The sequence below is a fragment of the Rhodanobacter aciditrophus genome (assembly GCF_050026795.1).
Taxonomy (GTDB): Bacteria; Pseudomonadota; Gammaproteobacteria; order Xanthomonadales; family Rhodanobacteraceae; genus Rhodanobacter_A.
This window is the reverse complement of sequence record NZ_JALBWP010000009.1, coordinates 258497-272345: the sequence shown is the minus strand read 5'-3', so window position 1 is coordinate 272345 and position 13849 is coordinate 258497. Positions and strand designations below refer to the sequence as shown.

Sequence of the window (13849 nt, the reverse complement as noted above, 5' to 3'; positions counted from 1 at the left end):
CACCCCGCGGCACAGGGACGTGCCGCCGCTCAGCGCCCGCGCGCGAGCTCGGTTACCGCGAGCACCTTGACGATGCGCCTGCCATCCCAGCGGTAGATCAGGTGCTGCGCCTGCACGCAGGGCGCCACCACATCGGGATAGAACGCGGCGACGCACTCGCCGCCGCGGTCGCGCACGCTGCCGTAGACGATGCCGTTGGAGCCGGCGTCGCGCAAGGTGCGTGCCAGCTTCACGCTGGCCGTATAGGTGTCCGCGCCGTGTTCCCTTTTCCAGCCGCCGCGGATGTCGTGCAGGCGGCTGTCGACGCGGGTGCGATAACAGCGCATCTGGATGTCGCAGGCCGGCTCGGCGGTGGCGGCGAGGAAACGCTCGCGGTGATAGACGGTTTCCTCCACCGCCGTGGCCACGCTGTGCGCGGCGTAGAACACGCCCCAGCTGCCGTCGGAGAAACGGCTGCCTTCCGGATTCAGGTGCGTGAAGGCGGCCATCACCGGCGTCGCGCCCGGGCCACTGATGCGGCGCTCTTTCGGCACCAGCTTCAGCGCGCCGGCTTCCTCGCGCAGGCGCGGGTTGGTGAGCGCCTCGATCGCGAACACCGCGTCGAGGTCGGCCGGATCGGCGATGCGGTCGTACACGCCCACCGGCGGGAAGCGGCTGGGCACGATGCGGTACGCGTGGCTCCAGCGGACGCGGCGTACGGGCGGCAGATCGGCGGGCATCGCGGTTGTCCGTGTCGTTGCTGTGGGGCGGGGAAACGAGCCTCGCGGCAAGCGGTCTCGCGGAACGCGACCGGCGCCGCGCCGCGCCCTCAGCCGCGTTGCGCGTCCAGGTACTGGCGCACCACGAACAGGTCGGCCACGTTCCCCGACAGCATGCGCTCCAGCGCCGAGTGGCCGCCGAACAGCGGTGCCGCGTTCGGCCTGCGCAGCCACGCGTCGGCCTGCGCGGGATCGGGGAACAGGATCTGCAGCGCCTTCCAGATGCCGAGCAGGTAGCTGATGCGCTCCAGCGTGTCGCGGCCCAGGCTGCCGGCCTGCTCGCGCTTCCACTTGTAGAACGTCGATTCGGGCGGGTCGCCGAGCAGCTTGCGCTGTTCGGCGACGCGCAGGTCCCACTGCCCGGCGAGGCGGAAGAAGCTGCGCAACGCGGGTCCCGCCAGCGCTGCATCGGTGGGCGCATAGCCTGAGGAGGAGGTGGCGAGGCGGCCGGCATGTGCGTTCATATCGGAACTCTCCACGTGAAGCACGTGAAAAGTTTACTGCAAAACGGCAGTTGCGTCCAAAATGATCCGCGCGAGCTTCAGGGTGTGTCCGGCTTGCCCTTGTCCTTTGCGCCATCGCGGCCGTAATGCGGTTCCGGCCCGCCCTCGGCGATGAAGCGGTCGATCCTCGCCTGCAGCACCGGCAGCGGTACCGAGCCGGTGGAAAGCACCGTGTCGTTGAACGCACGGATGTCGAACTTGTCGCCCAGCGCCTGCTCGGCCCTGGCGCGCAGTTCGAGAATCTTGAGGTAACCCAGCTCGTAGCTGTCGGCCTGGCCGGGCCAGCTGATGTAGCGGTCCACCTCGTTGGCGATCTCCAGCGGGCTGAGCGCGGTGTTTTCGGTGAGGTAGTCGATGGCCTGCTGGCGCGTCCAGCCGAGGTGGTGAATGCCGGTGTCGACCACCAGGCGGCAGGCGCGCCACATCTGGTAGGTGAGGTAGCCGAACTTCTGCCAAGGCGTCCGGTAGATGCCCATCTCGTTGCCGAGGTATTCGGAGTACAGGCCCCAGCCTTCGCCGTAGGCGGAGATGTAGCCGTGGCGGCGGAACGCGGGCTGGCCGCGGTCTTCCTCGGCCAGTTCCAGCTGCAGGGCGTGGCCGGGGTAGCTCTCGTGCAGGGTCAGCGCAGGCATGTTGTAGAGCGGCCGCGACTTCAGGTCGTAGGTGTTGACCAGGTAGACGTCCGGGCCGCCGCGGCCCGAGGTGTAGTACGGCGCGATGGCATCCGGCACCGGCTCGATGGTGAAGCGCTCGCGCGGCAGGTGGCCGAAGAACCGGCCCATCCTGCCATCCACTTCCTTCGCCACCCAGGCGGTCTTGTCCAGCAGCTCCTGCGGCGTCTTCGCGTAGAACTGCGGGTCGGTGCGCAGGTAGTGCAGGAACTCGGCGAAGCTGCCCCTGAAGCCGGTCTGCCTCACCACGTCCAGCATCTCGGCGTGGATCTTCGCCACCTGCTCCAGGCCGATCCGGTGGATCTCGTCGGGCGGGAGGTCGAGCGTGGTGTATTCACGGATCTGCTGGCGGTAATACGCCTTGCCGTCGGGCAGCGCCTCGGCGGCCAGCGTGCTGCGCGCCTGCGGCACGTATTCGTCGTCGAAGAACTTCAGCAGCTTCGCATAGGCGGGGATCACCTGGTCGCGGATGCGCTGTACCGCCTCGCCGCGCAACGCCTGCGCCTGGTCGGCGGAGAGGGTGGCCGGCATCTGCTTGAACGGCGCGTAGAAGCTCGACGCCGTGGGGTCCTTCAGCTCCGCCACCGCGGCGATCGAGCGGTCACGGCCCTTGAGCACCTCGCGCGGCACGCTGAAGCCGCGCGCGAGGCCCAGCCGCATGTTGGCGATCTGCTGCGCGAAGTAATGCGGGATCTGGCCGAGGCGGTCGAGGTACCCGTGGTAGTCGGCCGCGGTGCGCAGCTTGTCGCCGCCCAGCTCGTAGCCCACGTCGCTCCAGAACGCCGAGTCGCTGTTGAACGGCATCTGCCACTGCTTGAACTGCTGGTCGGCGATGAAGTTGCGGATCTGCTCGCGGTACACCGCGTAGTTCACCCGGTTCTCCGGCGACAGCTGCCGCACGTCGACCGCGTCGAGCTGCTGCATCACCTTGCGCCAGTAGTCGAGACGCTGCTGCTGGCTGGCGGCGCCCACGTCGTCGAGGCGGCCGTTGTTCGGCTGCGGCTCGCCCGACGCGCTGATGCCGGCCTGGCCGGTGCGCCAGGCCCATTCGGCGGTGTAGATGGCGGTGAAGCGCGCATCGGCGCCATCGACGGCGGTGGGGGCGGCGGCGGCAGCCTGCGCCGCCGGCAGGCCGGCGGTGAAGGCCAACGCCGTCGCGGCGGCCAGCAGCAGGGTCTTGTTCACGGGGAGTCCTCGCGGTTTCGTGGCAAACGGCGCCGCATGCCTGAGCGCGCAACCGAGGCACCGTCCCACGTCGCGCCCGCACATGCAATGCGGCGAAGGTCATGCCGCCGCCGCGGGGGATCCGCCGCCTCTCAGTTCATGCCTACGCGGTCGCCGCCTACCGCGCGCAGGTAGTCGTCGAGGCTGCGGCCCGGCACCTCGGCGAAGGTCTCGCCGGTGGCTTCGCTGGCGTGGATGCGGTCGGGGCGGAAGTTGCGGAAGTCCCGGCGCAGCCGGCACCACGCGCCCAGCGTCCACTTGCCGCCCCAGAACGCGAGGCACAGCGGCTCCACTTCGCGCAGGCTGGGCTGGCCGCCCTCGTCGCGGTAGTCCAGCCGCAGCACGTGGCGCCGCTCGATGGCCGCGTGCAGGCGGTCGATCAGCATCGCGAAATCGGCACGGCCCTGGTCGCGCCACACTGGCGCGTAGATGCGCGTGCGCGCGGCGCGCTCGCGCAGCTCGGGCGGCAGCACCGCTTCGATCTTGAGCAGCGCGGCCTGCGCGCCGGCGGCGAGCCGGTCGCCGGCGAACGCGCGCACGAAACGCGTGCCGACCACCAGCGATTCGAGTTCGTCGGCGGTGAACATCAGCGGCGGGATGTCCGAACCCTTGCGCAGCACGTAACCCACGCCGGCCTCGCCTTCGATCGGCACACCCGAGAGCTGCAGGTCGGCCACGTCGCGGTAGACCGTGCGCAGCGACACGCCCAGCGTCCCGGCGAGGTTGCGCGCGGGAAGCGCAGTGCGCCGTCCGCGCAGGGCGTGGATGATGAGGAACAGGCGGTCGGCGCGTCGCATCGTTTCATGGTGGCTCGCCCGGGCGCCGACCGCCAGTGCATGTCGGCTACTCGCCGTCCCAGTAGTCGCAGCCGTCGGCCAGTCTGCCGACGTGGCGGAAGCCCTGCGGCTTGCCGTCCGCATCCTTGCCCCCGACGTGCATGACGGCGAACTTGCCCGAATCCGGGTACTCGCAGAGTTCCGGTGTCTGGCTGCTCGACACGGCGAGGTAGCGCAGCGTCGTCCCGCCGGTGTTGACGATCTGGTGCGCGGTCTCCGGCCCGCCGGGTGGGCAGCAGATCACGTCGCCTGCGCGGATCGGCCAGATCTCGGCGCCGATGCGCACCTCGCCCGCACCCTCGATCACGAAGAACATCTCCTCGTTGACGCGATGCGAGTGGAACGGGAAGGCACGCTTGCCGGGCGGCACCACGGTGAGGTTGTAGCCGAGCTTCTGCGCACCCAGCCGATGTCCGATCGGCGCCATGCCGCCGGCGAATGCCGCCGGCATCGGCCCACCGCCGTATTGCCTGTTCAGCACGTCGAGCGGGATCGGCTCGAGCTCGTCGATGTTGAGGATGGGTCTGGCCATGTTCACTTCCTCAGAGATGCCGCGTCTCGGCGGGCGGGTTCATCCAGTTGTTCGCGCGGCCGTCGCACCAGCGCAGCGGCGCGTCGATCAGCTCCTGCGGCTCCACGTCGTCGAGGCATGCGACGTTGACCGACACGTAGTCGCCCCCGATCTCCTCCACGTGGCCGCGTCCGAACGCGCGCACGCCGCAATGGCGGCAGAACAGGTGGTGCGCGCTCAGCGTGCCGAACTGGTAGTCGGACAGCGCATCCTCGCCTGCGAGCAGGCGGAAGTCCTGCGGCTTGATGGTGATGCCCCACCAGCGCGTCTTGGTGCAGATCGAGCAGTTGCAGCGGCCGGTGCCCGCGGCGAGATCCAGGTCGGTCTCGTAGCGCACCGCGCCGCAGTGGCAGCTGCCGTGGTAGGTCTTCTTCATGGCGCTTTCCTCCCGAACGAAACGATGTGGCGCAGGCCGGTCAACGCCGCCAGCAGCATGCGCCGGCGTTTGACGGCGGGCGTGGGCGCGGCAGGCACCAGTGGGCGGTATTGCCCGTCCAGCATCAGGCCGCGCAGGTAGAGCGGGCGGTAGGCCATCAGCACGTGGTCGAGCAGCAGTTTCTTGGTCATGGCGTGAGCTCTACTTGAAAGTGCGGCCACGGATGGCCGCGGTTGGACTCGCAGAATCGGACGGCTTCCCCACGATGAAAACCTGATCGAAGCCGCGCTCACGGACGAGCGCATTCATGCCGCGACCGCGGCGACGCCCGCGAGCCACGGCGGCGGCAACGCGTGCTTGTAGAGACGGAACCAGTGTTCGCGGTCGCTGGCGTTGTAGAGGTCCAGCGTGCGGATCACCTCGCGTGCGAACTCCACGCTGCCGAGCTCGCTGGCGGTGAGCGTGCCGCCGTCGCTGACCGCAAGCACCGAGGCGTCGTACTGCTCGGCGCCGCGATAATCGGGCACATGGGCGTCGATGTGGCCGGCATGGTTGCCGGTGTGCCGGCAGTGGTCGAGCAGGCCGGCACGGGCCAGCGCCAGCACGCCACCGTCGATGCCCGCCACCGGCGCGCCGGCCGCATGCACGCGGCGCGCGGCGGCCACCGCGGCCAGACCCTCGCCACGCGTCCACAGGTGGCCGCCGGGCAGGATCAGCAATGCCGCGCGGGCGAGATCGAGCTGGGCCAGGCTCAGCTCGGGCTGCACCGTGAGCCCGCCCATCGACACCACCGGCGCCAGCGAAAAGCCCACCACCTGCACCCGCCAGTCGCCGGGGCGGCGGATCTCGCACAGGGCCAGCGCGGCCTGCCAGTCGGCGTAGCCGTCGAATACCAGGAAATAAACCGTGTCGCGCATGCCGTTCCCTCCATGTTGGAGATGCAGTTTGCGCGGGTCCTGCTGCCATCGTGATGTCAGCAGTCGGGCTGGCGCGGTTCAGGCGGAGCCGGGAAAATGGCGGCACCTTCCACCACGGACCCGCCATGAAGCCCGTCTCGCTGATCCAGTTCCTGATCGAGGAACGCCGCGCCGGCCACATCAACGCCGAGCTTTCCCTGCTGATCGAGGTGGTGGCGCGCGCATGCAAGCGCATCGCGGTGGCCACCGGCAAGGGTGCGCTGGGCGGCGTGCTGGGCGCGGCCGGCACCGACAACGTGCAGGGCGAGGCACAGAAGAAGCTCGACGTGATCTCCAACGAGATCCTGCTGGAGGCGAACGCCTGGGGTGGCCACCTCGCCGCCTGCGCCTCGGAGGAGATGGAAGACCCGCAGCCGATCCCCGACGGTTATCCGAAGGGCAACCACCTGCTGCTGTTCGATCCGCTGGACGGCAGCTCGAACATCGACGTGAACATATCCGTCGGCACGATCTTCTCCGTGCTGCGCTGCCCCGACGGCGCCACCGAGCCAAGGGCTGCGCATTTCCTGCAGCCGGGCACCACCCAGCTGGCCGCCGGCTACGTGGTGTATGGCCCGAGCACCCTGCTGGTGCTCACCTTCGGCCACGGCACGCACGAGTTCACGCTGGACCGCGAGATCGGCAGCTTCATCCTCAGCCGCCGCGACATCCGCATCCCGGAGGAGACCGGCGAGTTCGCGATCAACATGTCCAACCAGCGCCACTGGGAAGCGCCGATGCAGCGCTACATCGGCGAGCTGCTGGCCGGCCGTGACGGCCCGCGCGGGCGCGACTTCAACATGCGCTGGGTGGCCTCGATGGTGGCCGACGTGCACCGCATCGTGACCCGCGGCGGCGTGTTCTTCTATCCGCTGGACGCCAAGATCCGGGACAAGGGCGGCAAGCTGCGCCTGATGTACGAGGCCAACCCGATGGCCTTCATCGTCGAGCAGGCCGGCGGCGCGGCGACCACCGGCCGCGAGCGCATCATGGAGCTGCAGCCCACCGGCCTGCACCAGCGCGTGCCGGTGTTCCTGGGCTCGAAGCAGGAAGTCGAACTGGCCACGCACTACCACCGCGAAGCGGACGGCGCGCAGGGCTGATGCCGTCCTCCTCCCCTGTGCGCAGGGGAGGAGGAACGCAGGCCGTCTGCCCCTCTTCTTCTTCGGTCCCTCATGCACCTCCGTCGCCTGTTTCTGCTCGCCATGCTCGCGCTCGGTGCCTGCACGCACGCGGCCAGGCCCGCGCCTCCACCCGCCGCGCCGCCACCGCCACCGAAGCTGAAGATCGGCCTCGCGCTGGGCGGCGGCGCGGCGAAGGGCTTCGCGCACATCGGCGTGATCAAGATGCTGGAAGCCAGCGGCATCCATGCCGACGTGGTGGCCGGCACCAGCGCCGGCAGCGTGGTCGGTGCGCTGTACGCCAGCGGCATGGACGCGTTCCAGATGCAGCAGGTCGCGTTCGGCCTGGACGAGGCGAAGATCCGCGACGTGCGGCTGTTCTCCGGCGGCCTGGTGCGGGGCAAGGCGCTGGAGGACTACGTGAACCGGCGGGTGGACCACCAGCCGATCGAACGGCTGAAGCGGCCGTTCGCCGCGGTGGCCACCGAGCTGGAAACCGGGCAGCGCACGGTGTTCGTGCGCGGCAACACCGGCGAGGCGGTGCGCGCCTCCTCCAGCGTTCCCGGCGTGTTCGAGCCAGTGGCGATCCGCGGCAAGCACTATGTCGACGGCGGCGTGGTCAGCCCGATCCCGGTGGATGCCGCGCGCCAGCTCGGCGCGGATTTCGTGATCGCGGTGGACATCTCCAGCAAGCCCGACGGCGGCAACCCGCAGGGCATGCTGAACATCGTGGGCCAGTCGATCACCATCATGGGCCGGCAGCTGGCCAGGCAGGAGATCGCCCGTGCCGACGTGGTGATCCGGCCCGACCTCGGCGGCATCGGCTCCACCGACTTCGAGCAGAAGGACCTGGCCATCCTCGCCGGCGAGAAGGCAGCGCTGGCGGCGATTCCCGCCATCCGCGCCAGACTCGCCGCGCGCGAGGGCGTCCGCGTCGCCACGCCCTGAGTCCGCCGCCTGGCTCCCGCCACGGCGGCGATTCGCCCGCGGCAGGACGGCTCCGCTTCGCATGATCGTGCGGCGATGCCCTGCCTTCCCGCACTTGGCCGCCCCGCCCGCGGCGTTGTAGCGTCGCGGCTTCCCCATGTCGGAGTCGCGCCATGTTTTCCCGCCCGTCCCTGCCCTTCCACCTGCTGCTTGCCGGGGCGCTGCTGGCTCCCCCCGCCGCCTTCGCCGCGACGGCAGCCGGCACCAGCCCAGGGACGGGCTCGCACGTCACCCAACTGCTCGCCCGGCTCGACCAGGTCAAGCGCATCGGCCCGGTGGCGATCTCGCCCGACGGCGCGCGCCTGGCCTGGGTGCTGGAAGGCAAGCAGTCCACGATCGAGCTGGCCGACGCCGACGGCCGGCACGCGCATGCGCTGGACGTGGGCACGGCGCTCGCCGCCTGCGGCAAGCGCGACATCGCCTGGACGCCCGACTCGCACGGGCTCGCCTTCATCGCCGACTGCAGCAAGGACCTCACCAACACCCAGGCGATGCACAACGACGTCTATCTCGCCGACGCCGCCGGCAAGGCCGCGCCGCGCGTGCTGGCCAGACTCTCCGGCTACGCCCGCGCGCTGGCATGGACGAAGGACGGCAAGTCACTGGGCTTCCTCTACGTGCCCGGTGCCACCCGCCACGCCAGCGCCACCGCCGCGGGCAAGGCGCAGGTCGGCGTGATCGGCGAGGACGGCGTCGAACTGCAGCACGTGGCCAGCCTCGACGTGGCCAGCGGCGCGGTGCACACGCTGACGCCCGACGCGCTGTATGCCTACGAGTTCGACTGGTCGCCGGACGGCAGCCGCATCGCCTACACTGCCGCGCCGCCGCCGGGCGACGACAACTGGTGGGTGGCCAAGCTCTACGTGCAGGACGCGCATGCGGGCGCGGCGCCACGCGTGGCGGTCGATCCGGCCACCGTGGCCGGTTCGCTGCACGGCCTGCAGATGGCGCTGCCGCGCTGGTCGCCCGACGGTTCGCGCATCGCCTTCATCGGCGGCCTGATGAGCGACCAGGGCGCCACCGGCGGCGACCTGTACGGCGTGCCGGCCGCGGGCGGCGCGGTGAGCGACCTCACGCCCGGCATCACGGTGACGCCGCAGTGGTTTGCCTGGACGGCATCCGACGCGCTGCTGGTGAGCCAGAACGCCAGGGGCAAGGTGCAGCTCGCCGCCTACACGGTGGCCGGCAACCGCGCCCGCATGCAGGCGCCGTACTTCACCCTGCCGGCGATGATCGGCGCGGGCGGCGCCGTGCTCTCGGTGTCGCTGTCGGCCGACCATCGGACAGTGGCCTTCCAGCAGAGCTCGTACCAGCACGCGCCGGAAGTGCACGCAGGCGCGCTCGGCCACGTGCCGCCGCCCGCGGTCACCGCGCTCAACGCCGCGCTGAAGCCGGACTGGGGCAAGGCGGTGTCGGTGGAGTGGAAGAACGACGGCCGCGACGTGCAGGGCTGGCTGCTGTACCCGGCGAACTACGACCCGCACAAGCGCTACCCGATGATCGTCAGCGTGCACGGCGGCCCCGCCTGGGGCGTGCTCTCCAACTGGCCCGGCATGGGCGCGATGTATGCGGCCAGCGGCTATTTCCAATTCATGCCCAACCCGCGCGGCAGCTTCGGCCAGGGTGAGGCCTTCGTGCAGGCCAACCGCAAGGACTTCGGCTACGGCGACCTGCGCGACATCCTCGCCGGCGTGGATGCGGTGGAGAAGCTGGCGCCGGTGGACGACCACCGCCTCGGCCTCACCGGCTGGAGCTACGGCGGTTTCATGAGCATGTTCGCGCCGACGCAGACGCGGCGCTTCCGCGCCGCGGTCGCCGGTGCCGGCCTGTCCGACTGGCAGAGCTACTACGGCGAGAACCGCATCGACCAGTGGATGATCCCCTACTTCGGCGCCTCGCTGTACGACGATCCGGCCCCCTACGCGAAGAGCTCGGCGATCAACTTCGTCAAGCGGGCGAAGACCCCCACGCTGATCGTGGTGGGCGATCGCGACGAGGAATGCCCCGCGCCGCAGTCCTTCGAGTACTGGCACGCGCTGAAGACCCTGGGCGTGCCCACCCAGCTGGTGGTCTACCCCAACGAGGGCCACCACTTCGACGATCCCAAGCACGTGCACGACGTGCTGCAGCGTTCGCTGGACTGGTTCGCGAAGTACCTGCCGGCGGGAAGGTAAGCGGCTCCGTGCCCCTCTCCCGCACGGGAGAGGGGTCTCTCCGTCACGGACGGCCGCCGACGAACCTCGCGCCGCTCGATTTCGACGGCGCGCTCGCCGCGCCTGAAACTTTCGGCGGTCATCCGCGAGGCGGTGACTCCGTGCCGGGGCTGCGGCGACAGCCGCGACGACGCGGGCGCCGGCACCCAGGCGCTTCTATCGCGGCATCGAAACGGCCTGCGCCGGCATCCTCAGAACAACTCCCCCTGCGGTGACGGCTTGCGCGGCGGCACGAAGCGCGAGGCATCCAACTGCAGTTCGCGGGCGCGGCCGAAGCCATGGCGGCGGCAGGCGACTTCGAAGCGCTTGCGCAGCAGCTCGGCGAACACGCCCTGGCCGCGCATGCGGCTGCGGAAGTCGCTGTCGTAGTCGCGGCCGCCGTTCATCTGCTGCACCAGGCTCATCACGTGCTCGGCGCGCTGCGGCGCATGCAGCGCCAGCCATTCGCGGAACAGGACCTTCAATTCCCACGGCAGGCGCAGCACGGTGTAGCCGGCGCAGCGCGCGCCGGCCTCGTGCGCGCGTTCCAGCACCGCCTCCATGTCCTTGTCGTTGAGCGCGGGAATGATGGGCGCCACCAGCACGCCCACCGGCACGCCGGCCGCGGCCAGCGCGGCGACGGCCTTGAGGCGGCGGTGCGGCGCGCTGGCGCGCGGTTCGAGTTTCGCGGCGAGGTGGTTGTCCAGCGAGTTTACCGAGACGAACACCTGCACCAGGCGTTCGTGCGCCATCGCGGCGAGCAGGTCGAGGTCGCGTTCCACCAGCGCATTCTTGGTGACGATGGTGCAGGGGTGATGGCTTTCGGCCAGCACCTCCAGCGCGGCGCGGGTGAGCCGCCACTTCTTCTCGATCGGCTGGTAGGGATCGGTGTTGCTGCCGATGTTGATCGGTTTCGGCACGTAGCCGGGCTTCGCCAGTTCGGCGCGCAGCACCTCGGCGAGGTTGCCCTTGGCGCGGATCTTCGTCTCGAAGTCCAGCCCGGGGGAGAGGTTGAGGTAGCTGTGGCTGGGCCGCGCGAAGCAGTAGATGCAGCCGTGCTCGCAGCCGCGATACGGGTTCATCGCCTGCTCGAAGGCGATGTCCGGCGAGTCGTTGCGGGTGATCACGCTGCGCGCGCGTTCCTCGGTGACGCAGGTGGGCGGGCGCGGCGCGGCCTCGTCCAGCAACACGCCCCGCCAGCCGTCGTCCTCGGCATGATGACGGATGGTTTCGAAGCGCCCCTCCGGGTTGGAGGCGGCGCCGCGGCCCTTGATGGCCGCGGGCGGCGTGACGGTGGAGTCCATCGCCGCAGTGTGCGCCCGCCATGTCTCATGGCGGGCGACACCGACACCCTGGAGCGTGCCCCGCGGGGCGGCCAGCGGGAACGCCGGTCAGGGCGCGCCGATCGGCAGCACGGTGCGCTGCTGGCTGTCGTTGATGATCTCGGCCGCGGACAGGTAGAACGCGAGGATGGCGGTGAGCAGGCCCATGTAGCCGCCGGCCTGGTGCAGCCCGGCCATGCCCGTCCATTCGCCGGCTGCAAGCAGGAAGAAGGTGATCCACAGCGCCAGGAAGATCAGCTGCAGTGCGCGCGGCGCGCGGAACGTGCCCAGCCACATGTAGAACGTGAACATGCCCCACAGGAACAGGTACCAGCCCACGAAGGCGGCGGGTACCTTGTCGTGCAGGAACAGCACGAACAGCGCGAACGACCACCAGAATGCGCCGTAGCTGAGGAAGGCGGTGGCGCCGAAGGTGTTGCCGCGCGGCAGTTCCATCACGCCGGCGATGGCCTGCGCGGTGCCGCCGTAGGCCAGCGCGCAGGCCAGCACCATGCCCATCGCCTCGCCGCCGAACCAGCCGGCGTTGATCATGCTGAGCAGCCAGGTGGTCAGCGCGAAACCGGCCAGGCCCAGCGGCGCCGGATTGGAAAACTTCGCTTGCGTGGTCGCGTCGCTCATCGTGGTGTTCCCCAGGTGGTCGGATGGTGGTGCCGGATGCCGTGTCCAGCGCGCGCGGCGGGCCATCCACGCACCGCGCACCGGCTCGTGTCGTCGCGGGCGCGCCCGCTGGCGTGGAACGGAACTCGGGCGGCGTCTCCCCTGCCGCCGCTCAGAAGTGGTACAGCGCGCTCACGCTGACCTGGTTGCCGCTGGTGGTCCTGGTGTTCGTGCCGTCGGTGGTGCTGTCGAGCCAGCCGTACAGCCACTCGACGCCGAGCTCGTAGCTGCCGGCCGCGTAGTCCAGGTTCAGTCCCGCCTGGCGGCTGCGCAGCTTGCCGGAGGCACCGTTGCCCATCCAGCGGACCACGTCGTTGCGGTTGAGCTTGCTGGTCGCATAGAGCGCGTTGAGGCTCCAGTTCGGCGTGAAGCTGTAGCCGGCCTGCAGGTAGCCGCCGGTGTCCTTGATGTCGCCGAACTGCGAGAGGTCGCCGAACACCTCGCCGAGGCCCTTGCCGGTATAGGCATTGGCGCGGAACACCCAGGGGCCGGGCTTCCACTGGCCGCCCAGCTCGTAGCCGACGCTCTTCACGCTGGACTGCACCGGCGTCGGTGCCTCGCCGTTCACGCCCCGCAGGTCCACCTCGCTGTAGTGCGCCACGACGTAGGCCAGCCAGTCCTTGCCCTGAGCGTGCAGGCGCGCTTCCAGCTGCGGGCGGAAGCCGGCGTTGCCGGCGGTCAGGTAGTTGGTGTTGGTGGCCGCACCGTCCGGCCCGTCCCAGGAGCCCTCGAACGCGCCCAGGTCCAGCCGCCACTTCGTGCCGTCGCTGCCGTGGTTGAGGTCCTGCATCCACACCACGCCGGGGAAGCGCCAGCCGACCATGCCGCTGCCGAAACCCAGCGGGAAGGCAATGTGCGCCAGCGAGGCGGGCACGTTGTCGAGCGGGAACAGCAGCTCCCACTGCTGGCCGATGCGGATCGTGCTGCCGGTGTCCGGGTTGCTCAGGTCCATGTAGGCCTGACGCAGGCGCGGCGTGGGCTGCTGCTGGCTGTAGGGGCCGGTGCCGTTGAAGCCGCCGAAGAAGTCCATCTCGATGCGGCCGCCGCCGATCCAGTCGCCGGTGAGCTTCGCGCCGCTGAAGTCGAGCCAGAAGCGCGTGTTGCGCACGTCCACGCCGCTGAGCGAGCCCTTCGAACCGCTCACCGGATATTCGGCATTGGTGCCGTTGCCGTAGACGAAGCTCTTGGTCTGGCTGAACGCGGTGGCGCTGACGAAACCGTGCAGGGCCACCGACACGCCCGGCGCGGTGGTGAACACCGGCTTGGCGGCGGCTGGCGCGGCGGCCACGTTCTGCGCGGGTGCCGCCGGGGCGGGTGCGCTGGCTGCCTGCTGCTTCTGCGCCTGGATCATCGCCTTCAGCTGGGCCAGCTCCTGCTCCAGCTGGTCCACGCGCTGCTCCAGTTGCTGCTCGCGCGCGCTGGCGCCGCCGGCGGACGCGGCGGTCTGCGCCTGCGCCGCCCACGGCATCGCCAGCACGCAGGCGATGCCCAGCGCCAACGGCGTACGGCAACGACGGACTAGTGTCGGGCTCATGTGGCGTTTCCCCAAGGTGATCGTGCGACGAGCATGCTCATGCGTCCGCGCGCATGGCTATTCGCCGATGGTCTTACCTCGACCAAAGTCGATACGCAGGGCTCCTCGCCGCAGCGGCGA

Annotated in this window: 14 protein-coding genes; 3 read left to right on the top strand and 11 right to left on the bottom strand. The window is 70.1% G+C overall.

Features of this window, described 5'->3' with window-relative positions:
- Positions 1-29: 29 nt before the first annotated feature.
- From ACQGNW_RS04325 to ACQGNW_RS04290, 8 genes are all read right to left on the bottom strand, one after another.
- Positions 30-719, bottom strand: a complete 690-nt coding sequence (locus ACQGNW_RS04325) for an RES family NAD+ phosphorylase (RefSeq protein ID WP_426661884.1) — start codon at positions 717-719, stop codon at positions 30-32.
- 89 nt (positions 720-808) lie between these two features.
- The gene (locus ACQGNW_RS04320; protein WP_426661883.1) at positions 809-1222 is read right to left on the bottom strand and encodes an MbcA/ParS/Xre antitoxin family protein; all 414 of its coding nucleotides are present in this window, start codon (positions 1220-1222) and stop codon (positions 809-811) included.
- 77 nt (positions 1223-1299) lie between these two features.
- On the bottom strand, positions 1300-3201 hold the full coding sequence (locus tag ACQGNW_RS04315) for a DUF885 domain-containing protein (protein ID WP_426661882.1): 1902 nt from the start codon (positions 3199-3201) through the stop codon (positions 1300-1302).
- 47 nt (positions 3202-3248) lie between these two features.
- Positions 3249-3953: a helix-turn-helix transcriptional regulator gene (locus tag ACQGNW_RS04310; RefSeq protein WP_426661881.1), complete on the bottom strand. Its 705-nt coding sequence runs from the start codon at positions 3951-3953 to the stop codon at positions 3249-3251.
- 46 nt (positions 3954-3999) lie between these two features.
- The gene (locus ACQGNW_RS04305; protein ID WP_426661880.1) at positions 4000-4524 is read right to left on the bottom strand and encodes a cupin domain-containing protein; all 525 of its coding nucleotides are present in this window, start codon (positions 4522-4524) and stop codon (positions 4000-4002) included.
- A gap of 10 nt (positions 4525-4534) precedes the next feature.
- On the bottom strand, positions 4535-4939 hold the full coding sequence (locus tag ACQGNW_RS04300; protein WP_426661879.1) for a GFA family protein: 405 nt from the start codon (positions 4937-4939) through the stop codon (positions 4535-4537).
- A complete protein-coding gene (locus ACQGNW_RS04295) occupies positions 4936-5130 on the bottom strand; it encodes a hypothetical protein (protein WP_426661878.1) in 195 nt (64 codons plus the stop codon). The genes ACQGNW_RS04300 and ACQGNW_RS04295 overlap by 4 nt, the downstream gene beginning before the upstream one ends.
- Before the next feature lie 114 nt (positions 5131-5244).
- Positions 5245-5856, bottom strand: coding sequence for a DJ-1/PfpI family protein (locus tag ACQGNW_RS04290; protein WP_426661877.1), 612 nt, complete (start codon positions 5854-5856; stop codon positions 5245-5247).
- Between the two features lie 125 nt (positions 5857-5981).
- Here ACQGNW_RS04290 and ACQGNW_RS04285 point away from each other — a divergent pair, with 125 nt between their 5' ends.
- From ACQGNW_RS04285 to ACQGNW_RS04275, 3 genes are all read left to right on the top strand, one after another.
- Entirely contained in the window at positions 5982-6998 is a 1017-nt protein-coding gene (locus ACQGNW_RS04285) for a class 1 fructose-bisphosphatase (protein ID WP_426661876.1), read from the top strand.
- A 72-nt stretch (positions 6999-7070) separates the two neighbouring features.
- Positions 7071-7964 (top strand): patatin-like phospholipase family protein, encoded by an 894-nt coding sequence (locus ACQGNW_RS04280; protein WP_426661875.1) that lies wholly within the window; start codon positions 7071-7073, stop codon positions 7962-7964.
- Positions 7965-8116: 152 nt separating this feature from the next.
- On the top strand, positions 8117-10177 hold the full coding sequence (locus ACQGNW_RS04275) for a S9 family peptidase (protein ID WP_426661874.1): 2061 nt from the start codon (positions 8117-8119) through the stop codon (positions 10175-10177).
- A gap of 230 nt (positions 10178-10407) precedes the next feature.
- Here ACQGNW_RS04275 and ACQGNW_RS04270 read toward each other — a convergent pair whose 3' ends face one another.
- From ACQGNW_RS04270 to ACQGNW_RS04260, 3 genes are all read right to left on the bottom strand, one after another.
- The gene (locus tag ACQGNW_RS04270) at positions 10408-11499 is read right to left on the bottom strand and encodes a PA0069 family radical SAM protein (protein ID WP_426661873.1); all 1092 of its coding nucleotides are present in this window, start codon (positions 11497-11499) and stop codon (positions 10408-10410) included.
- 87 nt (positions 11500-11586) lie between these two features.
- Positions 11587-12156, bottom strand: a complete 570-nt coding sequence (locus ACQGNW_RS04265) for an acetate uptake transporter (protein WP_426661872.1) — start codon at positions 12154-12156, stop codon at positions 11587-11589.
- A 151-nt stretch (positions 12157-12307) separates the two neighbouring features.
- Positions 12308-13729 carry a hypothetical protein gene (locus ACQGNW_RS04260; protein ID WP_426661871.1) on the bottom strand — a complete coding sequence of 474 codons (1422 nt, stop codon included), beginning with the start codon at positions 13727-13729 and terminating at the stop codon, positions 12308-12310.
- Positions 13730-13849: the final 120 nt, after the last annotated feature.